Origin of the sequence: Desulfothermobacter acidiphilus, assembly GCF_052073645.1 — a bacterium.
Lineage (GTDB): Bacteria > Bacillota > Desulfotomaculia > Desulfotomaculales > Ammonificaceae > Desulfothermobacter > Desulfothermobacter acidiphilus.
Map to the genome: position 1 here is coordinate 1,353,901 of NZ_CM125440.1, position 23,871 is coordinate 1,377,771.

Here is a 23,871-nt window from a genome sequence, read left to right on the forward strand (position 1 = left end):
TACTGGAAGAAGGAGGAGCAATATGGGTAAATCGCCTGGGAGGGAAGCCGGGAGGTCAAAGGGGACACTCCCGGCTCCCAGCGATGGTTAGGGAGCGGGTCATCGGCAGAGACTCCCCAGTTGCCAGGGCCACCTCCACCACCTCCGAGAGCTCGCTTACCGGAACCACCACAATCCCTTCCAGTTGGGCGAAGAATTGCTGATAGTTTTCGCGGGGGATGAAGACGCGTCGAGCTCCGGCGCGCACCGCCGCCATCACCTTGGGCACGATGCCGCCCACCGGCTTAACCTGCCCGCGCAGCGTGATCTCGCCGGTGAAAGCTGTCCGATGATCCACTGGCCTACCGGTAATGGCCGAGTAGGCCGCCACTGCCACCGCCAGGCCCGCCGAAGGGCCGTCCACCGGTACCCCGCCAGGAAAATTTACATGCAAGTCGTAATTGGCCGGCTCCAGCCGGAAGACGGAGCGCAAGGCGGTCAGAACGTTCTCCACCGAAGCGCGGGCCATACCTTTGCGCCGCAACGAGCGCCCCTTCTGCCCGAGTTCCTCTTCCTCCACTATACCGGTGATGACTAGCCGTCCCTGACCTCGGGGGCAAGGCGAGGCCGCCGCTTCGATTTCCAGCAAAGTGCCCTGGTTAGGACCAAAAAGCGCCAGCCCCACGGCTAGTCCCACCGCCGGCACCGGTGGCAAGGAGCGCTCAGGCCGCGGGTCGTACTGTCCTAAGCTGGCCACCCATTCCATATCCGCCACCACCAGCCGGTTACGGCCTTCGGCTAAGGCCAGGCCCGCTGCCAACTGCACCATATTCACCGCGCTGCGCCCATTGGCAGCGTATCGGGCCACCACCTCCAGCGCCCCTTCCTCGAAGCTTAACCCCAAACGCTCCAACGCGTGCGAAGCAACCAGCCGAATCTCCTCCGGGCGAAGCATCTGGAAAAAGATCTCCACGCAGCGCGAACGCAGCGCTGGAGGGAGCTCCTCCGGCGAGCGGGTAGTGGCTCCCACCAAGCGAAAATCCGCCGGGAGGCCGTTTTGAAAAAGGTCGTGGATGTGCGCGGGGATATTCGTATCTTCTGGAGAATAGTAGGCACTTTCTAAAAACACCCGCCGATCCTCCAGCACCTTCAAGAGCTTATTCATCTGTATGGGGTGCAACTCGCCGATTTCGTCGAGAAAAAGGATTCCCCCGTGCGCGCGAGTAACTGCTCCGGGCTTGGGCTGGGGAATACCCGCCATTCCCAGGGGACCTGCACCTTGATAAATAGGATCGTGAACCGAACCGATGAGGGGGTCAGCAATCCCGCGCTCGTCGAAACGGGCTATAGTGGCGTCGAGCTCCACGAAGCGGGCTTCCTTACCGAAGGGAGAAAGGGGATTGCTCTTGGCCTCTTCCAGCACTAGCCGGGCGGCAGCGGTCTTACCCACGCCGGGGGGACCGTAAAGCAGCACGTGCTGGGGATGGGGGCCGCAGAGGGCTGCCCGCAGAGCTCGCACCGCCTCCTCTTGGCCCACTATTTCCGCGAAGCTGCGGGGTCGCACCTTCTCAGCCAAGGGTTCGGAAAGCGAAATAGCCCGGAGCTTCTTAATGCGCTCCAGTTCCTGCACCGATTCCCGCCGTGCAGCTACCCGATTATTCTGCTGCGCGCGCAGCAGATTCCAGAAATAAAGGCCGACGATTACCCCAAAAAAAGTCTGCGCCAATACCAGTACAGTAGTCCAATGAAAAAGATCGCTCATAAAACATTCCTCACTAGCAGCAATCATTTTCCTGCTATTATTTCCAGGTCATCTCTATTTAAAACCCTCTAGTTTCCAGCGACGGCCGAGCAAAATGAAAATTTACCAGTTGGTTAACTTTAGCCAAGCTTCCCTTAACAGTTTCATGATATAAACTATTGATGTTGCCGCCGGTTCAAACCTAATCAGATCAGGAGGTGGAGGTAGCCCGATATGTCTTACGTGACTGCTCTTTGGTTCGCCATCGTTCAGGGGATCACCGAACTCTTTCCCGTCTCCAGCGTGGCTCACGCCGTGCTTTTACCAGCCGTCTTCTCCCTCCCCATCAACCTCGAAGGCTTGCTTCCTTTCACGGTGATGCTCCATCTGGGGACAGCGCTGGCCCTATTGCTATTTTATTGGCGAGAATGGACAGGATACCTGATCTCCCTACTAGGCCAAGGGGAGGTGGAAAAACGCCAGGTGTTATTGCGCCTGGTGGTAGCCACCCTGCCAGCTGCCCTCATCGGGGCGCTCTTTCTCAAAGCGTTACGGGCCCACTTTCCCTCCGCCACCAGCGCCGCTTTCTTCCTGATAATCAACGGCCTGATCCTGTGGATGGGAGACAGGCAAAGGAGCCGCGCATTGGCCCGGCGGAAGGTGTCAACCTCCCGTGGCGGCGAAGACGCCGAAATTGTTGGGCTAAGTTGGGGGGCGTGTTTGTTTATTGGGTTGGCCCAAAGCCTGGCCCTGATACCCGGCTTCTCCCGCTCCGGCATGAGCATAACTGCTGGCCTCCTGTCCGGCCTGAGCTATGAGGCAGCCGCCCGCTTCGCCTTCCTCCTGGCCACTCCCATCATCCTGGGAGCGGGGCTGGTAGAAATACCTCGCCTCTTCCATCACGGCTTCGCCGACCTGCTGGGGCCAGCACTCGTAGGTGGAGCCGGAGCCGGACTGGCGGCTTACTTTAGCGTCTGGATTCTCACCCGATACTTTCACACGCACGAAGTGAAAGCCTTGCGCCCTTTCGCCCTTTATTGCATCCTGATGGGGCTAGCAACCCTTTGCTACCTGAAGTTCCTCAGGCCTTGGTAGTGGCCGAGCCACCGTGAATATAAAATATACGCATAGCCCTGCCCCCTATGAAGGAGCAGGGCTATTACGTTCCATTAGGTTTTATCAAGGCTTCCCGTAGCAGAACACAAGGTCGCCCAGCACGCAGGCCACGGGAAGAGAGCGCAGATAGGCGTTATTGGCCCACCAGGCGAAGAAGTAGGTGGCCCCGTTGGTGGGGTCCCAGCCCGAAAGGGCATCGAGCGCCGCCCGGTAGGAATCCGGAGAAGCTGGGCGGTTAATCCAGCCGTTGAGCACCGGCTCGAATTGATAGTGCCCATCTACTACCTGATAAATTACCCCGGGTATGGATTTGGGGAAACCGGGAGTTTTAACCCGGTTGAGCACCGTAGCCCCTACCGCTACCTTGGCCACGTAGGGCTCCCCATCAGCCTCGGCGGTGATCAGGCGCGCCAGCAGGTCGATGTCCGACCGGCTGACTCCTCCCCGGCTCAGCGGCTCGGTGCAGCTCATTGAGGGTAGGCGCAACACCTGGCCCGGATAGATGAGCGAGGAACTCAGGTCGTTGGCTCGCATGATCGCTTGGTAGGGAATGCCGAAGCGCTGGCCGATGAGGTACAAGGTGTCACCGGGACGCACGGTGTAGAAGGTAGAGCTCTCCCCCTCGGGTACATAGAGCACCTGTCCGGGGTAGATCCAGGTAGTCCACAAGTTATTGGCCTGTTGAATGGCCTCCACCGAGGTGCCGAAGCGCAAGCTTATCTTGTAAAGGGAGTCTCCGGGCTGGACATAATAGGTAGCGGCCCAAGCGGGCCAGGCGCAAGCGAACAAGCATCCCACCAGCAACAGCAACTGCGTCAGGTAACGTCGCAAACCTCTAACCCCCTCTTTTGGCCTCTGGGGTTAGCTGACGGGTTCGGGTCGAGGGCCACCCTACCGTCCGGCTTTCACTTCCCACCTCCCTAAAGCCGGTCGGATTCACCCCTTACATTAATTTCCCCCCATACCCCGATTCTTCCGGAGATTCGGCCTTTCTGGTTCGGGACGTATTTTATAGTTAATTAGACAAGCAAACAAGACTGAAATTGCTGGAAAAGAAAAAAGCCGGGATCTTAGTCCCGGCGCTCGTCTTTAAACCTTCACCATAATTTTACCAGTCTGGCCCCCGGATAGTAAAAGGCAAGTATGCTGCGGTAGCCAAAGCCCTTCTCGGCCATTCCCCGAGCTCCCCATTGCGACATACCCAGGCAATGCCCCCAACCGTTGCCCGTGAAGACTACCTGAAGTAGCCGACCAGTAGCAGGGTCGTAAGTCTTGCTAAGATCACTGGCCGGGGCTTTGAGGCCGAAAACCACCCGCACGTAGTCGGCGTTAGCCAGGTAAGGGCGCACCGTTTGACCTGCCCCATTCTTCCCTAAAACCTCAAGAGCCTTGATGCGGCCGGTGGCTGTGCGGGCAGCCACGTAAACATCCTCCACTACAGTCACGTCGTAGCCCCGCTGGATCAGGCAAGAAGCAATCTGATCCGGGGTAAAGCTTTCCTGCCAACCGTAGTGCGGGTTACCCAAGGTGTGATCGTAGGGGTCTGGACGGGCCGCCAAATAATCGCAGGGATAACGCCAGACATCCTCCGCGCGCTCGGTATAACCTCCATCGGAACTGCAGAAGTAGGCAGCGACAGGCTTTCCTCCGCAGACCAGCACCTCACCCCGGGTCTCCTCCACCGCCCGGTTGGAAGCAGGGCACTCCGCATCCATGCCGCCGTAAGCCTGGTCGCGGGTGTCGCTGAAAAGCTGGAACGCAGCTTGCTTTCCAGCCTTCTCAACCTTGCACCACGCGTAACTCCTGGCCGCCACCGCCTGGGCCTTCAGGGCCTCCAGAGGCCAAGAAGCCGGCATCTCTCGGGGAACCACGCCTTTGAGGTAATCTTCCATATCTAGCTCGTTAACTATTTGCAAAGCTTTGTCCTCCAAAACCACGCGAAGATTGCCCCGGTACTTCCGATCGTACAGGTTGCCTCCCGTCAAGCTGAAATAACCGTCGCCGCGCGCGGTGGCCAGCACCAGAGGTCCCGGGTAAAGACCCAGAGTAGCCCGGTCTCTATCGACCTGGATGGCCATAGTACCGGTGCCCACGGGAAGCGAAAGGGCAGTGAAAGTCAGCACTTCTCCCGGTGCCATAACCGCCAGGACTTTGCCGGTGGCGTCCAGCAAGGCGTAACCCTCGCTGGGAACAGCTTTGGCCGCTGCCACCCCGCTCGCCAAGAGCACCCGCACCGGCTGGGAAAAACGGTAGGGTTCGAAGGAAGAAGGCGTCGAGGGAGAAGGCGGGTTATCGGAACCACGAGACACCGGCGGAGATTGAAGCACAGGCTCAGTGTAAGCAGCGGCCACCCATCCCTCCTGGCCACTGTAACGCACCTGGTACCAGCCAGAAGAGGCCTGGAGCACGCTTAGCAACTGGCCCTGACCCACCTGGCCCTGGATATTGTAGCTGGTCCCGGGACCACTACGAAGGTTAAGCGCACTAGCCAGCACTTTAGCCGCTGGGGGAAGGATGAGGGACACCACCTGAGTTTCGGGTTCCCACTTTACCACGTAACCCAGGGCCTCGGCCACAAAACGGGCCGGGAGCATGGTGCGGCCGTCCCGGATCTGGGGAGCCACGTCCAGATCCTGGCGCACCCCATCGATCCAGATGGCTGGCACGCCAATCTTAAGTTTTAGTTCCGGACCGTTAAGGTCGAAGAGCACCGTTCTGGTAATCCCGTCCCATTGAATCTGGCTGCTCTTAACCCCCAGCGCCTCAGCCAGATAACGCACCGGCACGTAAGTCCGGTCTCTTTCCAGGAAAGGGGCCACGTCCATAGGATAGCATTGGCTCCCAACCTCGTAGCTGCTCTGGCCGATTCGGAAAATAACTTCCGCTGGAGCTGCCCGAGCCCACCCCGCACTTACCAGCAAGACGAAGAAGAAGATAGCGCTTCCCACCGCCCAAGATCGCATCTTGTCCCCCCTTGGCTCAAAGTTCTGGTTTACCTTTTTCGACAAAGGGGGTGACTTTCCTGCCCCAAAAAGCTACAGAAGTGTTAACGGCGGAAAAAGAAGAAAAGGTTTAGAAGCAGGGTTAAAAGCAGGCTTAGGAGGATGCAGGTAGCTAGGGGAAAATAGAAGCTGAAATTGCCCTTATGGTAGAAGATGTCTCCTGGTAGCCGCCCCAAACCCGGCACCTTGCCGATAAGAAAAAACAGCAGGGCCAGAAAGAGAAATAGAAGACCTAAAATTAGGAAAAACTTGGCCAACTGGTGCCCGAAGTCCAACCTCTTCCTACCCCCTTTTTGCTTTACTGCAGCGGTGAAAGCGTTCTTTCTCGCTGTAAAGGCAGCCACAATATTGTTGGCGGTAAAGGCCCATCGTCCTGGAGAGCTCCACCCCCTCTTTAAAGCCCGGGCGGAAATCACGGTAGAGGAAAGGGATCTGGTAAGCCGCCGCTACCGCTTCACCAGTCTGACTTATGAGCTCGTGTTGCTGGAAGGGACTGACCAGCAAGGTGGTGGTGAAGGCGTCGAAGCGACCACGCCGGGCTACCGCAGCGGTCCGCTCCAACCGCAGGTGGTAGCAGAAACGACAGCGCAAGCTTTCCCGGTACACCACCCGGCGGAAAAATTCTTCCACGGGATATTCCTCATCGTAGATAACGGAGAGTCGCGTCTCGGCAGCGAATTGCTCCAGGGCCTCGCGCCGACGCTGATACTCGGCGTAGGGATGGATGTTGGGGTTGAAAAAGAAGCCGTGCACCTCCAGGTTCTCGGAGCGCAACAGTTTCAGCGGGTAAATGGCGCAAGGCCCACAGCAGATATGCAATAGAACTTTCACGTTTCCTCCTCCGGCCACAAGGTCTCCTGGCGCGGCAGCAGCGGTGGCTTAATTCCTAGGTGCTGGTAAGCCGCAGGCAAAGCTACCCGCCCCCGGGGGGTGCGGACAATTAATCCCACCTGCAAGAGGTAGGGCTCCACTACTTCCTCCAATGTGCTTACCTCCTCCCCAGAGGAAGCGGCCAGCGCCTCCACGCCCGCTGGCCCCCCAGCGAAGCGTTCAATTAGGCAGCTAAGGTAACGGCGGTCTACCGGGTCCAGCCCGAGTTCATCCACCGCCAGAAAATCCAACGCTTCCTGAGCCGCTTCACCGGTGATGATCCCCTCTGCTCGCACCTCAGCGTAATCCCGTACCCGGCGCAACAAACGGATGGCTATCCGGGGAGTCCCCCGCGCCCGGCGCGCAATTGCCGCCGCTCCCTCCGGCCGCAAGTCGATCTCCAGGAGAGTGGCCATGCGCTGCAAAATGCACTGCAGCTCCGCGGGAGCATAGTATTCCAGGTGAAAGGTAAGCCCGAAACGGTCGCGTAGCGGGGAAGAAAGCAGCCCCGTCCTGGTGGTGGCCCCTGCCAGGGTGAAAGGGGGAAGAGAAAGCCGCACCGCCCGTGCTCCCGGCCCCTTACCGATTACCAGGTCCAATGCGCGGTCCTCCATGGCAGGATAAAGGATCTCTTCCACTGCCCGGTTGAGGCGGTGAATCTCGTCGATAAAGAGCACATCACCCGGAGCCAAGCTGGTGAGAATGGCTGCCAAATCTCCCGGCCGCTCGATGGCCGGCCCGGAGGTGACCCGGACGTTGACTCCCATTTCCGCCGCTATGATCCGAGCCAGCGTGGTCTTCCCCAACCCTGGCGGCCCAGAAAAAAGGACGTGATCCAAGGGCTCGCGGCGCCGCCGCGCCGCCTCGCAAGAAAGCGCCAGGGTCTCTTTGACTTTCTCCTGCCCCACGAAGTCCTGCAGCCGCCGCGGGCGGAGAGAAAACTCTAATTGCTGCTCTTCTTCCTCGCCTCCCTCCGCAGTCACCAAACGCGGTTCGCTTTTCACCCTTCCTCACCTTCTTTCCGGCGACCTAGGTAGGCAAGACTTAACCGCAATATATTTTCCACCGAGGCTGCACCTTCGGCCCTGGCCGCGCTCACCGCTTGCACCGCCTCCCGGCGGTTATACCCCAAATTAATAAGGGCCGCCACAGCATCAGCCGCGTCCTCCCCTCCCAACTCCACCTCTCGGTCTTCTTTTAATTCCAGCACCAATCGCCGGGCCGTCTTTTTGCCCACCCCCGGAACCACAGTAAGGCGGTCCAGATCTTCCCGGCCAATAGCTTCGCGCAATTCCTCCACTGAAAAACAGGAGAGCAGGGCCAGCGCCGTCTTGGGACCCACCCCCCCTACCTTCAAGAGGCGCAGAAAAAACTCCCGCTCTTCCCGCCGGGCGAAGCCGTAGAGCTCCGGGCGATCCTCCCTAAACAAGAGGCAGGTGTAAAACTCTACTTCTTCCCCGCGAGACGGCAAGCGCTCGTAAAGAGATAGAGGAAGGGCCACTTCCAGTCCTATTCCCCCCGTCAGGACCACTACCCGCCCCTGCTCTTTCTCCAGCAGTATCCCTCGCAGAAAGGTTAACACCAGCCCCGCACCGCCCGCGTAAGATGGCATATAGCCAGCGCCAAGGCGTCCGCACTATCGTCCGGGGAGGGGGGGACGGGCAGGGAAAGAAGCTTCTGCACCATATACTGCACCTGCCGCTTGGCAGCACAGCCTTGCCCCGTCACTGCCTGCTTGACCACTTGTGGGGGATAGGAAAAAACCGGGCAGCCACTCTCCGCCGCCGCCAGCAGCACCACTCCCCGACTTTGCCCCACCATCATAGCCGTACGCACATTGCGACCCCAGAAGAGCTCCTCCACCGCCAGGGCTGCAGGGCTGTGCTCTTGCAGTAAAGCGAGTAGAGAGCGGTACAAGCTGAGCAGGCGCAGAGACAAGGGCTGGTCTCTAGGCGTAGTAAAACAGCCGTAAGTCACCGCCTGCAGGGAAGAGCCTTTTTCTCTAACTAACCCGTAACCTAACCGCTCCGCACCCGGATCTATTCCCAGCACCAGCAAAAGCACTTTCCCCTTTTAACTTTAATCCTGCCACTCGTCCAGATTTTCCAGAGCCGCTTTTATCTTCTTCTCATCGGTGAACTCTAACTCCTTCCTGAGCTGCGCCTGCACCTCGGGAGGCTGGTGGGTAAAGTCCGCCGCCTTTTCCAACTTGGCGCGCAATTCAGAGGGAAGAGCGCTCAAAGGCAGCCCTTCTTCTCGATGCAGGCAGAGTCGATCGCAGCCCAGGGGACCAGCGTAAACCGCCAGGTACCCATCCTTGATCCCCAAGTGCCGGTAAGAACGGCAACGAGGGCAGAGTTCGTTCACCTCTTGCACCAGCTCCACACTCACGGGCAGGTTAATAGTGTGGTGCCAGCCTGCCTCGGGGGGGAAACGCCGCAACAACTCCTTACGATCCCACCCCTGCCATTCAGCCGGGGCTGACCCCTCCTGTATCAATTCCCGCTCACCGCATAGGTACAAGCGCTCGATCCGTACCGCCGTGGGAGGCCCTACCACCGGGTTGCGCCAGGCGCTCCAAGCCCGAACCACCCGCGGTCCTCCCCATACACCCCCCGCCACCACCAAGACCAGCCATATGCCTAGGAGAACCACCCAACGGTGCTTTTGCGCCATAATTACCTGCTCCTTTGATGCAAAATCCTTAATCTACCATTATTATGCGCCGTTGGATGGTTATTTATGCCTAGCCTAATTCCTTCAGATTTACGCCCAGGCCTCTTCCATCAGATCAGCGGGGATATCAAAATTAGCGTAAACCTCCTCCACATCGTCCATATCCTCTAAGGTTTGCACCAGGCGTAACACCCGAGCGGCTTCCTCGCCCTGAAGGGGCACGGTGGTTTGGGGCAGCAAGGTAAGTTCCGCCGACTCCACCGGAACCCCTTGTTCCTGGAGTTTATCCCGCACCCGGCCCAGATCCTCGGGAGCGGTGATGATCTCGTAGCAATCCTCCGACTCCTGCATATCCAGAGCTCCTGCTTCCATGGCCAGAAGTAAAAGATCCTCTTCTCCCAGGCTGCCATCCTTACGCACCGTTATCAGACCCTGCGAACGGAAAAGCCAGGAAACGCAGCCCGCCTCACCCAGACTGCCCCCGTGCTTGCTAATCACGTGGCGCACTTCGGCAGCGGTGCGATTGCGGTTGTTAGTGGTGGCCTTGATCAAAAGCGCCACCCCACCGGGGCCGTAACCCTCGTAGATCACCTCTTCGTATTTCTCGCTCCCAGCCTCGCCCAAAGCTTTCTGAATGGCGCGCTTAATATTCTCCATAGGAATATTGGCCTCCCGAGCCCGGTCGATGGCCGCGCGCAAGCGGGGGTTACCCTCAATATCTCCCCCTCCCTGGCGCACGGCCAGCATAATCTCCCGCGAAAGCTTGGTGAAGATCTTGCCCCGCTCGGCGTCTGCTTTCGCTTTCTTGCGCTTTATTTGCGCCCACTTAGAATGTCCAGCCATAGCTCATCACCAACCCGGAACAGTATAGCATAGGATCAAAAAGGAGGAATCAACGGAGGAAACCGCTTATGCCGGTGCTTGGCCTTCAGTTCCTCGATACGCTCTTTCACTTCCGGAGTAGCTTCTCCGTAAAGAATATAATGATCCAATTCCTCGTATGTAAAGCCCATTTCTTCGTTGTCGGTCTGACCTTCCCAAAGGCCAGGGGAAGGGGGACGAGTAATGATCCGCTCTGGAATGCCCAGGTAACGCGCGATATCCCGCACTTGGAACTTGAGCAGATTGGCCAGGGGCATAATATCCGCCGCTCCGTCGCCGTATTTGGTGAAGTGCCCCACGGTCAGCTCGCAGCGGTTAGCCGTTCCCACCACTAAATACTGGTACTCATTGGCGTAGAAATAGAGCACGGTCATACGTAAGCGAGGCTTGAGGTTGGACATGGTGATAGTCCGGTGATTGATTTCGTCAAAGGATTTGCCGGTTAGCAACTCGGCCAGTTGAGCGTAAATTAAGTCTAGCTTAATTTTGACGTAAGGGATACCGAAAGTACAGGCCATCAGCTCGGCATCCTCCGCGTCCTGGGGACTGCCGTAACAGGGCATAATCACCCCCAGCGTCCCCTCCGGACAAGCCCGGTGGCATAGAACCGAGGCTACCGAAGAGTCAATCCCACCGCTCAATCCCACCACGAAACCTTTCTGTCTAGTCTCTTGTAGCTGCTCTCTCAACCAGTCAACTAAAGCCGAGACGAGCTCCGCCGTTTGCAACTCCTACCCCTCCATCCCCTTTTCACCTGCTATCACTGCAATAATCTTAACACACCGTAAGCTCGCAGTAAACCGATCCTAGGGTCTTTATGCGAAAATACTTTCTAGCAGCGAAACAGAAGGCGGCGCATAAACCCTCTGCCACAAGGAAAGCTTAGTAACAGACGAAGGAGAGGAGGTGAAATCCATGCCGGACATCAAATGCAACGTGGCCGAGTGCCAGTACAATCAGGGTATGCGCTGTAGTGCCCCCGTGATCCACGTGGACAAGGATAACATTGCCACGGCTTCTGATCCCAGCCATACCCGCTGTGAGACCTTTAAGAAAAAGAGTTAAAGGCGCCCATGCCCTGTTTGCCCGGTATCTGGGGCAAACAGGGCCTACTAATCTTCCTGCCTCATCAAGCGCCACCAAGAAAGTAGTCCGAAAAGAACCAGCCAAGCGGCCAGCAGAACCATAAGGGAGAAGGGAACAGGCTTGCAAGCGAAAACGTGGCGCAGAGCCTGGGTAACCGGCGTCAGCGGGGAAAGCCAGATAAGCTTTTGTAAAAAGGGAGGCAGGCGGTCCAGGGCAGCCAAGGTCCCGGAGAAAAAGCTCATGGGGATGAGAAGAAACTCGTTGATCAGAGCCTGGTCGTCAAAAGAGCGGAGACAGAAACCCAGGAAGACCCCAAAAGAACTGCAAACAATGGCCGCCAGCGGCAACCAATAGAGGAGGTGCCAGGGGAGCCTCACCCCGGGGATCAGGAGCAGTGCCAGCAAAAGTACAATAAGCCCGGCGAAAAGTCCCCGTAAAGCTCCCGTGAGGACGAAGCCCCACCACAAGGAGAAGTTAGAAACCGGCGCCAGGCGGTAAGCCTCAAAGGTTCTAAAAAAGAGGCGGCTGTAAAAGAGCCGAATGATTACCGAGGACACGGCGTTGTTGAAAACGGCCAAAGCCACGATGCCGGGCACCAGAAACTCCAGGTAGCTCACATTTCCGGGCAGCATAAGGCGGAAGCGGTAACCCACCCCTAAGCCGAAGGAGAGGAGGAAGATCAGGGGGGAAAGAGTGTAGGTGATCAAGTAAAACCAGAAGCGATGGCGCCAGGTAAGCATCTCCTCCCAGACTATGGGGAACCAGTCCCTCATTCCTGCCGCCTCCAAACCAGCAAAAGGTAGGCTAGAAGGTAAAAGGCAAGACACCAAGCCAAGCTTTGTCCCAGCCAGCTCCAGCGGCAGCTGGCCTCCACCGCCAGGAGACGCAGATTGTAGGTGGCGGCGGTGAGAGGGAGAAACCAGCTAAGAGTGGCCAAAGCGCCGGGCAGATGCTCCACGGGAAAAAAGGTGCCGCAGAAGAAGGTCATAGGAAAAACCACTAGGTTAGAAAAAACCAGTACCTGCCGGTCGCCGTTGGCCACCATGGCCACCGCCACCGCCAGAGAGGCGAAGAGCAGGCACACGATCGCCAGCTGCACCCAAAAGAGGAGCGAGAAGTGGAATTCCCGCACCGCCAGCCAGGCCACGGTGTAGACCAGGGTGGCCACCACCAGCCCTTTTAGCCCCCCGGCCACCACATGCCCCCAAAGCAGGCTGTTGGTGGAGATGGGAGCTAGCAGGTACTCGTCCAGCACCCGGAAATAAGTGCGGCGCAGGGTGAACCAGTTCACCAGATCGCCGTAGCTGGCGCTGACCGCCGCCATGGCCACCAGGCCTGGAACCAGGAAAAGGAGATACTGGTGGGAAGAACCGAAGTTCCAGGCAAAGAGGGCCAGGAAAATCAGGGGGCGGTTTAGTCCTCCCAGCAGAAAGCGCCACCAGCGCCGCCGCCACACCAACCCCATGGCCAGCACCAAAGGTACCCAGCCCAAAACGCTTCACCCCCCCTCAGCTCATAACCTTGCCGGTGAGCTCCACAAAGACGTCTTCCAGGTTGGTGCGCCGCACCGTGACATCCCCCGGCAGGTTGTCGGCGTAGGCACGGGCTTCGGCACGGGAAGCGAAGAAGCAGCGGCGGGTCTCCTCGCCGGCGAAGAACTCCACGCAAAAGTTGCCCAGGCGGGCGCAGAGTTCGCGCGGCGAACCCAGCGCGATGATCTTACCCCCCTCGATCACACCCACGCGGTGGCAAAGACTTTCCGCCTCTTCAATGTAATGGGTGGTGAGAAAGACGGTGCCCCCCTCCTGATTTAAGCGCTGAACGAGATCCCATATCCGCCGCCGGGTAGGCGGATCAAGCCCGATGGTAGGTTCGTCTAAGAAGAGGATCTGGGGCCGGTGCAGCAGAGCCCGAGCGATTAAGAGCCGCCGCGCCATGCCTCCGGAGTAGACCTGCACCTTGCGGTCGGCCCACCCTTCCAGGCCCACGTAAGCCAGCAACTCTTCAATTCGGCGTCGGCGCTCTTGCCGGGGCAGCCGATGTAAAAGAGCGTGCAAAAGCAGATTTTCCCTTCCGGTAAGCTCCTTTTCCAGGTTGTTTACCTGCGGAACTACCCCGATGAGCCGCCTCACCTCCACCGGGTGGCGGTCCACCCGATAACCCCCCACCCACAATTCCCCACCGGAAGGGCGAGCCAGGGTGGTGAGCAGGCGGATGAGGGTGGTCTTCCCCGCCCCGTTAGGGCCCAGAAGCCCGAAAATTTCCCCCCGCTTGACAGTAAGATCCACCCCTTTAAGCGCCTGCACCGAGCCGTAATCCTTGGTTACCCTCTGAGCAACGATAGCCTCTTCTTCCCTAAAGTCTGTCATTGGCTTCTAACCGCCGCCTTCGCTTTCCCCTGCGCGTTCGTGTCAGAAGACACCGGAGCTACCGGCGTTATTTGCAAGCCCCAGGGAGTTTTGGTCACTACCGCTTCAACCCCGTAAACCACCCGCAAGTTCTCCGGGGTGAGTACGGATTCGGCGCTTCCGGCCGCGAAAATACTCCCCTGGTGCAGCAGCAAAAGCCGGTCGGAAAAGCGGCTGGCCAAGCCCAGATCATGCAGAACCATTACCACCACGCATCCTTGCTCCTTGGACAGCTTCCGCATGAGAGCCAGAACCTCCAGTTGGTAGCGCAAATCCAGGGTGGCCGTCGGCTCGTCGAGCAAGAAGACTTCTGGCTCCTGCGCCAGAGCCCGGGCAATCAGCACCTTTTGCCGCTGGCCGCTGGAGAGTTCGTTGAGCTGTCGCTCGGCCAGCTCGGTAAGGCCCAGATATGCCAGGGCTCTGGTCACTACCTCCAGGTCGCGCGGCCCCACTCCCCAGGTGAGGTGAGGACGGCGCCCCTGAAGCACAGTCACGAGCACCGTACAGGGAAAGGCCTGTCCGCTGCCCGGTGGAGGTACGTATCCCAGCAAGCGCCCCACTTCCCGGCCTTTTAAGCCGGCCAGGTCTTTGCCGTCCAGGAAAACCGTACCGACATGGGGCTTCAGCACCTTGGCTAGGCAGCGCAGCAAAGTGCTCTTACCCGAACCGTTGGGTCCAACTACTCCTAAAACCTCTCCCGACTGAACGGCAAAGGCTACCCCTCTGAGGGTCGGTACACTGCTGTAGGAAAAACCCAATTCCTTTACTTCTAAACGCATCCTCTCTCCACCTATTCCCGGGGATACACCCAGAACCCGTTCAACTCCTCGCCGTAAAACCGCTTCCCGACATTCTCGCTTTCACCCCCACCACTGGCGCCTTTTCTTAATCAAGAGGTAGATAAAGAAGGGAGAACCCATGAAGGCGGTAATGATCCCCACCGGCAGCTCGGTGGGCGCTATGATGGTCCTGGCCAGGGTGTCGGAAAGCAGGAGCAGCACCGCCCCCATGAGACAAGAAGCGGGGATGAGGAAGCGATTGTCGCTGCCGATGACCATGCGACAGATGTGGGGCGAAACCAGCCCGATGAAGCCGATAATCCCGGTGAAGGCCACCGCTGAGGAAGCAACCAGCGTGGCAAGGCCCAGAGTCGCCAAGCGTACCCGTTTAACGTTCACCCCCAGATTGGCCGCCACTTCCTCTCCCGCTCCCATGACGTTGAGATCCCAAGCGTAATAAAGCAATCCGCCGATAGAAATCAGCACGATGGGAACGAGGATGGACACCGCACCCCAGCTGGCCCCCCAGAACCCCCCCATCAACCAGACCACCAGCTCCCGCAAAGATTCGTGGTTAGAGATATATTTCAGAAGCGATACCCCGGCCTGAAAGAGATAGCCGATGGCCACCCCTCCCAGAACCAGGACCTCCGGCGCCAAACCCTTAAAGGTGGCCAGGAGATAGGCCAGGATCATGGTCAGAGCTCCGAAGATGAAGGCATTGGTAACGATCAGCCACTTGGAAAGGGCAAGATAACTGCTCCCCAGAACACCGGTGCCCAGAACGATGGCCAGAGCCGCCCCAAAGGCTGCGCCGCTGGAAAGCCCCAGAGTGTAGGAGGAAACCAGGGGGTTACGCAGAACCCCCTGCATTACCGCCCCGGCTCCGGCCAAGCTTATCCCGGTTAAAATCGCGAGTAGAATGCGAGGGAGGCGGAGCTGCCAGACGATAGTTTCGGCCAAGGCACTGGTGGGAAGCCATTTAAGTCCTAAATGCGCCAAAATGGCTCCCAGCACGTCCCGGACTCCTATTCCAGCGGCTCCCACAGCCGTGGAAAAGAGCATCGCGAACCAAAGCAGCACCAGCAAAGAAAAGAGGAAAAGAAGCTTGCGGCCGGTGTGCCGGGAGTAAACCGACTTGATGGCCGGAATATCCTTTGCCGAAAGCCCTTGAAGCTCCACCAGGGTATTCATAATCCGCCCCTCATTTCCAGAACCCTACTTTTCCGGATAGACCCATACGCCCTGGGGCTCCACCCCATAGAACTTGGTCAAAAGCTCCCGGTGAACGGCTTGCGGATCAAGATCGGTAAAGAGCTCCGGATAGAACCACTTGGCGTAGTAGCAGAGCAGAACAATATCGCGGGGCGAGCCACTAATCTCGGTGGAGATCAGATAGACCCGGCCTTGCTTCACTGCTTCCAACTTATCCCATCCAGGCCGCCTCATGAGCGCCGCACGGATCTCTTCGAGCTTTTTGGTGTCCGTGACACCGTAACCCATAGGAGCCTTGTCCTTCAAGATCTCTTTAACTATCACCTGAGGATTTTTCTGCAGTACCCACTCGGGGCTAACGCGAGGATATTTGCCCGGCTCATTGGCGGCCACGTTTATCCCGCCAGCCAGGGTTACCCGTTCATCCCCGCCGCTCCCCTTGGAGTAGGTAACGTAATCGCCCGTGCGACCCTCTAGATAGACCCTCACCTTTGCCTCCGGCTTGAGTTGCCCGATTCTTTCTTTTATAAGCTGGTGGTATCTGTCCACCACCGCCAAGTAGTCTTCGGCCTTTTTCTCCTGATTCACGATTTTGGCCAGAGTGCGGACATCGGAAGAGAAGGTCTGGGGCTTGTAGAGGTCCAGGTAAATCAGGGGAATACCCGCAGCCTCCAGCTGCTCGGCAATCTCCTTTTTAAGCGCTGGGCCACCAGAAGGGCCGTAAGCGAAGACCGCATCGGGGCGCAAAGCAATGATTTTCTCAGCGCTAGGAGTGAAGGTAGGGCCCACCGTTTCTTTGCCTCGAACCTGGGGAGGAAACTGCTGGCCCTCTGAAACTGCGATTATCCGCTCCCCGGCTCCCAGGATGCAAAGCATTTCGGTAACATTGGGGTTAAGACTAACTATCCGGGTAGGAGGAGAAACCACTTCCACCTGCCGCCCGTAAGAGTCGGTGATGGTGATCTTCTGAGCTTTCTCCGCCACCGCTCCCGGCTGTCCCTTGCCACAGCCGGCAATAAGCCCCAGAAGAAGCAAAGCCGCCATCAGCCCTGCAACGCTCCACCGCAAGCGCATCTAAAACCACCTCCTAGCTTTCCGGATAAGCCCAGATGCCTTTGAAAGGCACTCCAAGCCACTTCCCGAAGTATTCCTTCAGGATTTGCTCGGGCTTCACGTTCTGGAAGCGCTCTGGATAAAGCCACTTAGCGATGAATATGGCTCCCAAGTAGCTCTTGTCTCCGCCCAGAAGCTTGGTGCTTAAGAGGTAAACGCGCTTCTGCTTGGCCGCTTCCGTCTTGCTCAGCACTGGGTCGCCAAGCGCTTCTTTCTGGATGGCGGCCGCTTGAGCCGTGTTTTCCGCCTTGTAGCCCATGCCACTTTCCTGCAAAACTCCGATAAGTATCACCTGGGGATTCTGCTGCAGAATCCATTCGCTACTTACCTGGGGATATTCCTTGAGTTCCCTGGCTACGTTCAGCCCCCCACCCAGCTCTATGGCCTGAGCCGTGGCCGTACCCTGTCCATAAGTCTTCCAGACACCTTTGCGCAGCGCGTTATCCCAGACGGCAAACACTTTGGGCTTGTCCTTGTCAGTCAGGCCCTTGAGCCTGTCGTTCAGCAGGGCCAGCTTTTCCTGCTTCCACTTGATAAATTCCTCTGCTTCTTTTTCCTTACCGAAAATCTTGGCCAGGGCCCTGAGGTCGCTATCATAGGTCTCGGGCTTATAAAAGTCCAGTCGCACCACCTTGATCCCCGTCGGCTCCAGCTTCTGCTCCAACTCCGGCCCGGGCCACTTGCCGTAGGTGATCACCGCCTGGGGCTTGAGTTCCACAATTTTCTCCATACTGGGGTTGTTCCACTTCCCCACCACCGGCTTGTCCTGCAAGCCAAGATAGGGATTCTGCTGCACCGTGTCCCCTACCCCTACGATGACGTCCTGCACCTTGAGGATGCGCATGGCCTCAGCCGCGTCCCCGTCCAGCACTACCACCCGGTTAAGTGGAGTGGGCACTTCGACCGTCTTGCCGGTGGAATCGGTAATGGTCACCGCGGCTGGTTGGGAAGGAGCGGGCTTCTGCCCGCAACCGCCCAGGAAGGCAACCGTCACTAACAGCAGCAGAATGGCACCGATTATTACCCCATGCTTCCGCATCCGGCTCTAACCTCCTAGCTTCGCTTTGATCTCTTTCATCTTGGCCTTCCAGTCGGCCACTTCCTCCGCCGTCAAGATGTCGATGGCCCCGCCCTGAAAATCTCCCTCCACCTCCCCCATGCGTTCTTCCATCCACCCTTCTATTTCCAAGTAGATTTCCTTCAAGCCCTTGAGCACCTCGGGATCGGCCTGCCACAATCCCCTCCCTTCGGCCTCCAGGAGCCTCCGAGCAATTTCCTCCAGGGCCCAGGGGTTGTTCTCCTGGAAGAAGCGGCGGCTCTCTTCGTTGAGGACGTAGGTGCGGGCGATCTCGTCGAAGATCCAGTCGTCCACTTCCTGCGTGGTGGCCTCCCAGCCGTAAACCCGCCCTATGCGCTTGGAGATGTCCCCCGCGCCTTTGTAGCCGTGCCGCTTTTGCCCCTCTATCCACTTGGGGTTTAAGAGCTTGGTACGCACCACCCGCCGGATCTCCTCCGCCAGGGTGCGCACCTCCACGCTCTCCGGCTCGCGGGTGTCCCCGTAGTAGGTCTTGACCGGTCCGCCCGAAACCGCCCGGGCCGCTGCCGTCATGCCGCCGTGGGTGCCGAAGTAGCAGCAACAACCGAAAAGGTCGTACTCGTCGGTGACCGTTTTGTTATAGGTAACCTCCACGTGCTGCAGGTTCTCTTTCAGCTGCTTAAAGGCTTCCTTGCCGAAGACTCCCTTGCCGTAAGCGTAGCCGTTCCAGTAGATAAAGATGTCGGCCAGATCCTTCTCGTCCTTCCAGGCCGAGGCGTAGACCGCTAGGTTCACCCCTGCCTGGTAGGTGCCGGGCTTGGAAGCAAAGATGCGCAAGGTGGCTTCCCGCCAGGCCTCCGGGGCGTCTTTATCCCCGAGCTGGGCCAGGGCGTGCTTGCGCACAAAGTTCTGCTCCGGAGGTTCGGGCAGAGCCGCCACCGCCTGCACCGCCTCGTCCAGGAGCTCTATGCAGTTGGGGAAGTTGTCCCGGGTGATGCCAGAGACCCGCACGGTGAGATCGATACGGGGGCGCCCCAGCTCCTTAAGCGGCATGATCTCTATCCCCGCCACCCGGCCGTTGGGGAGCCATTTGGGTCTCACTCCCAGGAGGTAGAGCATTTGCGCCAGGCCCTCACCGTCGGCCCACATGATGTCGTTGCACATCCAGTAGAAGGCCACACTTTCCGGGTAGCGCCCTTCTTCGTTGAGGTGTTTAAAGAGCAGCTTTTCCGCCAGGCGCTTGCCCACCTCCCAGGCGGCTTTGGTAGGCACCCGGTGGGGATCGAGGGAATAAAAGTTGCGGCCGGTAGGGAGAACATCGTCCCGGCCCCGGGTGATGAGGCCGGAGGGCCCGGCCGGTATGTACTTAGCGTCAAAGCCTGCCAGCAAGGCCTCCATCTCGCGGGAAGCCTCCAGTCTCCCCGCCAGGTCAAGCACGCGGGGGAGACAGGCGTTTAGTTCCTCAAGGTAAGCCGGGGCCAAAAGCTTATCGCCCAGAATTTCCTGGGCTTGCTCCAGGGTCACCTCCCGCCCCTGGAGGAGGAGGGAAAGGAAAGCACGGGCCCTGCTCTCTACCTCCTCCAGCAAGGCGCCGTAAGAGCGGCCGTACCGGAGCGAGAACTTCTCAGGCCGCTTTAGGAGTTCCCCAAGCTCCAGCCCCATGAGGCGGGCCACCGCCTTGCGCAGGGAGACCTCTTCTCCGGCATCGAAGCGCAGGATGGAGTAGAGGAACTCCAGCCGGCGCTCCCCTTGCGGGAGCTCTCCGAAGATGTGCTGCCCGTCCTGGATTTGGGAGTTGCGCAGAAGACTGAGCACCGCGTGGGCCTTCTCTACCACCTGGTCGAAGTTTTCGTGCCCTTCGGGCAAGGGGATCTGGGTCTCCAGGCGGGCCCTTCTTATCTCCTCTTTGATGAGGTGCTCCAGGGCGTGAGCCCGGGCGGGATCGGCCAGCTTGGTCTTTTCGTACTCCTCCAGATACCGCTCGAGCTCCGCCAGTTCGTCGTAAAGGCCGCTTTGGGTCATCACCGTTTGCAGGTGGTCCAACAAGGTGGCGTAGCTCCGCCGCTTGGCGATGGTACCTTCCGGCGGGTTGTCGGAGTTGTAGATGTAGAGGTGAGGCAAGGTACCTATGGCCAGGTCGGGAAAGCAGTCGCCGGAAAGGCCCACACCTTTGCCCGGCAAAAATTCCAGGTTGCCGTGCGTCCCCACGTGCACGATTACATCGGCGCCGAAGTCCCTTTCCAGGTAGCGGTAGGTGGCCAGGTACTGGTGGGGAGGAGGAATATCGGGGTCGTGGAGGATCTTACAGACTCGGCCGTCGCAGCGGGAACCGGCACAGCCTCTTTTAGGCTGCACGCAGACCACGGCGTTGCCGTACCGCACGCCGGTAACAATGATTTTCCCCTCGTACACCATGGCGGCGGGCACGCCGTTCTTAGCTTCTCCCGGCGGCTCCCCCCAGGCCTCGATCATCCTATCCTTCACTTTGGGGGAAAGGGTGTCAAACCACCGCCGGTACTCTTCCACCGGCACGAGCTTTAAGGCCCCGCCCTTTTTGACGATCTCCGCCGCCGTGGTCCAGCGGAACTCGGAGATGGCCTTGCGGCTCATGATGGTTTCGATGAGCTCTTTGCCGTTTGCCGGAACCTCGACCTCATAGCCCGCCTCCCGCATGCGGCGCAAGATCCGGGCTACGCTTTCCAAAGTGTCGAGGTTGGCTCCACCCCCCACGGTGGCCTCCACCGAGGCACAGGGATTGTTGTGCAGGATAAAGGCCACTTTGCGCTCGGAAGGCGGCTTTTGCCCCAGGCGCACCCAGGCAGCCACCCGGTCGGCCAGCCGCTCTATCCTCTCCGGAACAGGCCTCCTTATCTCCAACTCCCCTTCCCGGCGGGCCGCCCCCAGAAAGATGGGCTCGATCACCCCCTCGAACTCGGGCAAAGCAATGGTCCAGGAGATGTCTTGAGAAAGGCCCTGGGGATCGTCCTCCCACTCCTCCAGCGTCTTGTAGAAAGAAACTACCGGCTGAAAGACGGGGGCCCCCAGGCGCTTTAAAAGCTTCACCCCCGCTTCGGCCACCTCTTCCCGGTGAAAGTCGTCGGTGCGCGCGCGGGCCGACAGGAAGAAAGAGAGAAGCTTGACCAGGGCCACGATGCGAGGGCGCCCCTCGTTAAAGAAAAACTCCTCCACTACCTCCCCCGATCCCCGTGTCCCTAAAGAAGCGTCCTTGAGGGAGTAGCAAAAAGCGGGGATTACCCCTAAGCTCCGCGCCTCTAAAGCCGCAATAAGCGCTTTTTCTATGTCCAGGGTACCGTTGACCCACTGGTGCCGGCCGAAAAGAAGGCCTACCAAGGGACGATCCTGGTGGGGGTACCAGGCAAGATAGTCTTCCACGCTGGTGAAATGGCCTTCCGCCTGCGGGTGGTAGATTCCTTCCCAGGGAAGAACCAAAGGGGGTTCCACGGGGACCTCCAGGCCTAAAGTTTCCGCCGCCAGGTAGTTAATTAGGCGGGCGAAGTTCTCCGGGCCTCCCTGCACCAGGTAAGTGTAGGCTTGGCCCACCACTTCCGGGGATACTGTAGAAAGGGCCCAGTAGGCTGGGTCGTGGGCCATCCAGACAACCGGACGGGGATCAAGCCTTCTGGCATTCTCCTCCAGCTCACTCCAGATGTCCTCGCCTGCCGAGCGGTAGAAAAAGACAAGGTCCGCCTGCTCCAAGGCGGACAAAGCTTCACCGATATCTTCCTTCCCTTCGGTAAGATAGCGGGCAGAAAAGACGCGCAGTTCCAGTTTCCGAGGGTCTAGCAGCTTGGCTGCCCGGCGAAAGGTAGTCACGTGGCTGTGCCAGACCACGGCCACAATCTTTCGCTTCACTCTCCCCACCCCTTTCCAAGCAAAAAGCGGAACCCCGGGAAAGACCTCCGTGGTCCCGCTTTTCCCCGGCCTTCGTGCCGGGTTTCCGTCCTATGAATTTTTAACCCAAATTTTAAACCAGGGTTAACACTATGGTCAATCGCGCGGGCGGTGCAAGGGGAAAAGAATGACTTCCCGGATGGAGGGGGAGTTGGTAAGCAGCATGACCAGGCGATCGATGCCGATACCCAGCCCTCCTGCCGGCGGCATGCCGTACTCCAGCGCCATCAGAAAGTCCTCGTCGAACATGTGGGCCTCCTCGTCCCCCGCCCTGCGCTTTTCCAGCTGCTTCAAAAACCTTTCCCGCTGGTCCAGGGGGTCATTGAGCTCGGAGAAGGCGTTGGCCACCTCTCTTCCCCCGATGAAGAGCTCGAACCGGTAGGTGAGCCTTGGGTCTTCTTTTTTGCGCTTGGCCAGAGGGGAGATGTCCACCGGGTAATCGAGGACGAAGGTGGGGTTAATGAGCTCCGGCTCCACCAACTGCTCGAACACCTCGTTGACGATCTCCCCCCAGAGGTTTTTCCCTTCCCCATCTACCCCCAGCTTCTCAGCCGCTTTCCTGGCCTCGCCCGCTTCCAGAGAGGCGAAGTCTATCCCCGTCTTCTGCCGCACCGCCTCTAGAAGGGAAATCCGCCGCCACGGGGGCGTGAGGTCTATATCTGCTTCCCCGTACTTTATCCGCCAGGTCCCCAGCACCTCTTTCGCCACCCAGGTGATGAGTTCCTCGGTGAGCTCCATCATGTCCTGGTAATCGGCGTAGGCCTGGTAGAGCTCCAGCATGGTGAACTCGGGGTTGTGCTTGGTCGAGATCCCTTCGTTGCGGAAGTTGCGGTTGATCTCGTAAACCTTCTCGAACCCGCCCACCAGCAGGCGCTTGAGGTAAAGCTCCGGGGCTATGCGCAGGTAAAGCTGCATCTCCAGGGCGTTGTGAAAGGTAACAAAGGGGCGCGCCGCTGCTCCTCCCGCCACCGGCTGCATCATGGGCGTTTCCACTTCCAAAAAGCCGCGCTCGTCCAAAAAACGCCTGATGGCCCGGATGATCTGGCTGCGGAAGACAAAGATTCTCTTCACTTCCGGGTTGACGATGAGATCGAGGTAGCGCTGACGGTAGCGCAAGTCTACGTCGCGAAGCCCATGCCACTTCTCCGGCAGCGGGCGCAGGCTCTTAGCCAGGAGCTCCAGATGAACCACTTCAATGGTAACCTCGCCGGTTCGCGTCCGGAGCACGTTACCCTGCACCCCAACGATGTCCCCTAGATCCAGCTTACGGAAAAGCTCGTACCTATCCTCGCCCACCGTGCTCTGACGCACCATGAGCTGAATGCGGCCGGAAAAGTCCTGCAAATCGGCGAAGGTCACTTTACCGTGGGCGCGCTTGGCCATCAGCCGCCCAGCTAAACTCACCCTCTGGCCCTCCAACTCAGCAAAACGCTCGCGCACCTCTTCGGCCAGATGGGTTCGCCGGTAACGGCCTCCGTAAGGATCGATTCCCGCCGCGCGGAGTTCCTCCAGTTTTTCGTATCGTACCCGGATGAGCTCGGTCTTCTGCTCGGATAAGACCTCCGACATGATCCCTTACTCCCTCGCTATTTCCATAATTTGAAAAACAAGCTTGCCAGCTGGAACCTCCACCTCCACCAACTCTCCTTTCCTCTTGCCCAGCAAGGCCCGTCCCACCGGCGACTCGTAGGAGATGCGGTGAGAGGAAGGGTCGGCTTCTTCCGACCCCACAATGGTGTACTCGTATTCAATACCATCCGCCAGGTCCTTCAAGCGCACGGTGGACCCCACCGTTACCTCATTGACACCAATTTCTTCCTGATCGATTACTCGGGCGTGGCGGAGGATTTTCTCCAGAGTGATAATCCGCCCTTCAACGAAGGCTTGCTCGTTCTTAGCGTCCTCGTACTCGGCGTTCTCCGAAATATCACCGAAGGCCAAAGCCTGTTTGATCCGCTCGGCCACTTCTCTCCGCCGCACTGACTTTAGAAGTTCGAGTTCTTCTTCTAAGCGACGCAAACCGTCAGGGGTAAGCACTATTTCCTTTTCCTTCATG

The 23,871-nt window shown here is 58.7% G+C and carries 23 protein-coding genes and 1 riboswitch; of the genes, 2 read left to right on the forward strand and 21 right to left on the reverse strand.

From position 1 onward, the window contains the following. Nucleotides 1-55 precede the first annotated feature (55 nt). Complete coding sequence (gene lonB, locus ACTLLP_RS06955; protein WP_441058316.1) at nt 56-1,741, reverse strand: ATP-dependent protease LonB; 1,686 nt, start codon at nt 1,739-1,741, stop codon at nt 56-58. Nucleotides 1,742-1,954: 213 nt separating this feature from the next. Between lonB and ACTLLP_RS06960 the strand changes: the two genes are divergently transcribed. Continuing rightward, nucleotides 1,955-2,815: an undecaprenyl-diphosphate phosphatase gene (locus ACTLLP_RS06960; protein ID WP_441058318.1), complete on the forward strand. Its 861-nt coding sequence runs from the start codon at nt 1,955-1,957 to the stop codon at nt 2,813-2,815. Between the two features lie 84 nt (nt 2,816-2,899). On the opposite strand, the gene ACTLLP_RS06965 is transcribed toward ACTLLP_RS06960, so the two are convergent. The 10 genes from ACTLLP_RS06965 to nadE all read right to left on the reverse strand — a co-directional run bounded on the left by ACTLLP_RS06965 (nt 2,900) and on the right by nadE (nt 10,994). Beyond that, nucleotides 2,900-3,667: a LysM peptidoglycan-binding domain-containing protein gene (locus ACTLLP_RS06965; RefSeq protein WP_441058320.1), complete on the reverse strand. Its 768-nt coding sequence runs from the start codon at nt 3,665-3,667 to the stop codon at nt 2,900-2,902. Nucleotides 3,668-3,672: 5 nt separating this feature from the next. Continuing rightward, nucleotides 3,673-3,835: riboswitch (cyclic di-AMP (ydaO/yuaA leader) on the reverse strand. Nucleotides 3,836-3,933: 98 nt separating this feature from the next. Continuing rightward, the gene (locus ACTLLP_RS06970; protein WP_441058322.1) at nt 3,934-5,799 is read right to left on the reverse strand and encodes a SpoIID/LytB domain-containing protein; all 1,866 of its coding nucleotides are present in this window, start codon (nt 5,797-5,799) and stop codon (nt 3,934-3,936) included. An 83-nt stretch (nt 5,800-5,882) separates the two neighbouring features. Beyond that, a complete protein-coding gene (locus ACTLLP_RS06975; protein ID WP_441058324.1) occupies nt 5,883-6,113 on the reverse strand; it encodes a DUF2905 domain-containing protein in 231 nt (76 codons plus the stop codon). 7 nt (nt 6,114-6,120) lie between these two features. Continuing rightward, on the reverse strand, nt 6,121-6,669 hold the full coding sequence (locus ACTLLP_RS06980; protein ID WP_441058326.1) for an epoxyqueuosine reductase QueH: 549 nt from the start codon (nt 6,667-6,669) through the stop codon (nt 6,121-6,123). Next, nucleotides 6,666-7,712 carry a Holliday junction branch migration DNA helicase RuvB gene (gene ruvB / locus ACTLLP_RS06985; protein ID WP_441058328.1) on the reverse strand — a complete coding sequence of 349 codons (1,047 nt, stop codon included), beginning with the start codon at nt 7,710-7,712 and terminating at the stop codon, nt 6,666-6,668. Before ruvB ends, ACTLLP_RS06980 begins: the two co-directional genes overlap by 4 nt. Continuing rightward, nucleotides 7,709-8,290, reverse strand: coding sequence for a Holliday junction branch migration protein RuvA (gene ruvA, locus ACTLLP_RS06990; RefSeq protein ID WP_441058330.1), 582 nt, complete (start codon nt 8,288-8,290; stop codon nt 7,709-7,711). Before ruvA ends, ruvB begins: the two co-directional genes overlap by 4 nt. Next, nucleotides 8,284-8,760: a crossover junction endodeoxyribonuclease RuvC gene (gene ruvC / locus ACTLLP_RS06995; protein ID WP_441061698.1), complete on the reverse strand. Its 477-nt coding sequence runs from the start codon at nt 8,758-8,760 to the stop codon at nt 8,284-8,286. The genes ruvA and ruvC overlap by 7 nt, the downstream gene beginning before the upstream one ends. Before the next feature lie 27 nt (nt 8,761-8,787). Beyond that, entirely contained in the window at nt 8,788-9,384 is a 597-nt protein-coding gene (locus ACTLLP_RS07000) for a hypothetical protein (RefSeq protein ID WP_441058332.1), read from the reverse strand. Nucleotides 9,385-9,474: 90 nt separating this feature from the next. Beyond that, nucleotides 9,475-10,227 (reverse strand): YebC/PmpR family DNA-binding transcriptional regulator, encoded by a 753-nt coding sequence (locus ACTLLP_RS07005; protein WP_441058334.1) that lies wholly within the window; start codon nt 10,225-10,227, stop codon nt 9,475-9,477. Between the two features lie 35 nt (nt 10,228-10,262). Continuing rightward, entirely contained in the window at nt 10,263-10,994 is a 732-nt protein-coding gene (gene nadE / locus ACTLLP_RS07010) for an NAD(+) synthase (protein WP_441058336.1), read from the reverse strand. Between the two features lie 187 nt (nt 10,995-11,181). Here nadE and ACTLLP_RS07015 point away from each other — a divergent pair, with 187 nt between their 5' ends. After that, complete coding sequence (locus ACTLLP_RS07015; RefSeq protein WP_441058338.1) at nt 11,182-11,331, forward strand: DUF1540 domain-containing protein; 150 nt, start codon at nt 11,182-11,184, stop codon at nt 11,329-11,331. A 47-nt stretch (nt 11,332-11,378) separates the two neighbouring features. Here the strand turns inward: ACTLLP_RS07015 and ACTLLP_RS07020 are convergent, their stop codons facing one another. The 10 genes from ACTLLP_RS07020 to greA form a co-directional block, all read right to left on the reverse strand. After that, nucleotides 11,379-12,125: an ABC transporter permease gene (locus ACTLLP_RS07020; protein WP_441058340.1), complete on the reverse strand. Its 747-nt coding sequence runs from the start codon at nt 12,123-12,125 to the stop codon at nt 11,379-11,381. After that, nucleotides 12,122-12,844 (reverse strand): ABC transporter permease, encoded by a 723-nt coding sequence (locus ACTLLP_RS07025; RefSeq protein WP_441058342.1) that lies wholly within the window; start codon nt 12,842-12,844, stop codon nt 12,122-12,124. Before ACTLLP_RS07025 ends, ACTLLP_RS07020 begins: the two co-directional genes overlap by 4 nt. Nucleotides 12,845-12,860: 16 nt before the next feature. Continuing rightward, nucleotides 12,861-13,721 carry an ABC transporter ATP-binding protein gene (locus ACTLLP_RS07030; RefSeq protein WP_441058344.1) on the reverse strand — a complete coding sequence of 287 codons (861 nt, stop codon included), beginning with the start codon at nt 13,719-13,721 and terminating at the stop codon, nt 12,861-12,863. Beyond that, nucleotides 13,718-14,539, reverse strand: coding sequence for an ABC transporter ATP-binding protein (locus tag ACTLLP_RS07035; protein ID WP_441058346.1), 822 nt, complete (start codon nt 14,537-14,539; stop codon nt 13,718-13,720). The genes ACTLLP_RS07030 and ACTLLP_RS07035 overlap by 4 nt, the downstream gene beginning before the upstream one ends. An 81-nt stretch (nt 14,540-14,620) precedes the next feature. Then, nucleotides 14,621-15,733, reverse strand: coding sequence for a FecCD family ABC transporter permease (locus ACTLLP_RS07040; RefSeq protein ID WP_441058348.1), 1,113 nt, complete (start codon nt 15,731-15,733; stop codon nt 14,621-14,623). Nucleotides 15,734-15,757: 24 nt separating this feature from the next. Then, on the reverse strand, nt 15,758-16,828 hold the full coding sequence (locus tag ACTLLP_RS07045) for an ABC transporter substrate-binding protein (RefSeq protein ID WP_441058350.1): 1,071 nt from the start codon (nt 16,826-16,828) through the stop codon (nt 15,758-15,760). A 13-nt stretch (nt 16,829-16,841) separates the two neighbouring features. Then, nucleotides 16,842-17,906 carry an ABC transporter substrate-binding protein gene (locus ACTLLP_RS07050; protein WP_441058352.1) on the reverse strand — a complete coding sequence of 355 codons (1,065 nt, stop codon included), beginning with the start codon at nt 17,904-17,906 and terminating at the stop codon, nt 16,842-16,844. A 6-nt stretch (nt 17,907-17,912) separates the two neighbouring features. Then, on the reverse strand, nt 17,913-21,776 hold the full coding sequence (gene cobN, locus ACTLLP_RS07055; protein WP_441058354.1) for a cobaltochelatase subunit CobN: 3,864 nt from the start codon (nt 21,774-21,776) through the stop codon (nt 17,913-17,915). 135 nt (nt 21,777-21,911) lie between these two features. Next, the gene (gene lysS, locus ACTLLP_RS07060; RefSeq protein ID WP_441058356.1) at nt 21,912-23,384 is read right to left on the reverse strand and encodes a lysine--tRNA ligase; all 1,473 of its coding nucleotides are present in this window, start codon (nt 23,382-23,384) and stop codon (nt 21,912-21,914) included. Nucleotides 23,385-23,390: 6 nt separating this feature from the next. Further along, nucleotides 23,391-23,870 carry a transcription elongation factor GreA gene (greA, locus tag ACTLLP_RS07065; protein WP_441058358.1) on the reverse strand — a complete coding sequence of 160 codons (480 nt, stop codon included), beginning with the start codon at nt 23,868-23,870 and terminating at the stop codon, nt 23,391-23,393. Nucleotide 23,871: the final 1 nt, after the last annotated feature.

Bases quoted from the DNA above. Each gene is read 5' to 3' on its own strand.
- ACTLLP_RS07000 (WP_441058332.1), bottom strand. From the start codon at position 9,384: ATGGCGCAAAAGCACCGTTGGGTGGTTCTCCTAGGCATATGGCTGGTC.
- greA (WP_441058358.1), bottom strand. From the start codon at position 23,870: ATGAAGGAAAAGGAAATAGTGCTTACCCCTGACGGTTTGCGTCGCTTA.
- ACTLLP_RS07015 (WP_441058338.1), top strand. From the start codon at position 11,182: ATGCCGGACATCAAATGCAACGTGGCCGAGTGCCAGTACAATCAGGGT.
- ACTLLP_RS07045 (WP_441058350.1), bottom strand. From the start codon at position 16,828: ATGCGCTTGCGGTGGAGCGTTGCAGGGCTGATGGCGGCTTTGCTTCTT.
- lonB (WP_441058316.1), bottom strand. From the start codon at position 1,741: ATGAGCGATCTTTTTCATTGGACTACTGTACTGGTATTGGCGCAGACT.
- ACTLLP_RS07040 (WP_441058348.1), bottom strand. From the start codon at position 15,733: ATGAATACCCTGGTGGAGCTTCAAGGGCTTTCGGCAAAGGATATTCCG.
- ACTLLP_RS07030 (WP_441058344.1), bottom strand. From the start codon at position 13,721: ATGACAGACTTTAGGGAAGAAGAGGCTATCGTTGCTCAGAGGGTAACC.
- ACTLLP_RS06960 (WP_441058318.1), top strand. From the start codon at position 1,955: ATGTCTTACGTGACTGCTCTTTGGTTCGCCATCGTTCAGGGGATCACC.
- ACTLLP_RS07005 (WP_441058334.1), bottom strand. From the start codon at position 10,227: ATGGCTGGACATTCTAAGTGGGCGCAAATAAAGCGCAAGAAAGCGAAA.
- ACTLLP_RS07020 (WP_441058340.1), bottom strand. From the start codon at position 12,125: ATGAGGGACTGGTTCCCCATAGTCTGGGAGGAGATGCTTACCTGGCGC.
- ACTLLP_RS07035 (WP_441058346.1), bottom strand. From the start codon at position 14,539: ATGCGTTTAGAAGTAAAGGAATTGGGTTTTTCCTACAGCAGTGTACCG.
- ACTLLP_RS07050 (WP_441058352.1), bottom strand. From the start codon at position 17,906: ATGCGGAAGCATGGGGTAATAATCGGTGCCATTCTGCTGCTGTTAGTG.
- lysS (WP_441058356.1), bottom strand. From the start codon at position 23,384: ATGTCGGAGGTCTTATCCGAGCAGAAGACCGAGCTCATCCGGGTACGA.
- ACTLLP_RS06970 (WP_441058322.1), bottom strand. From the start codon at position 5,799: ATGCGATCTTGGGCGGTGGGAAGCGCTATCTTCTTCTTCGTCTTGCTG.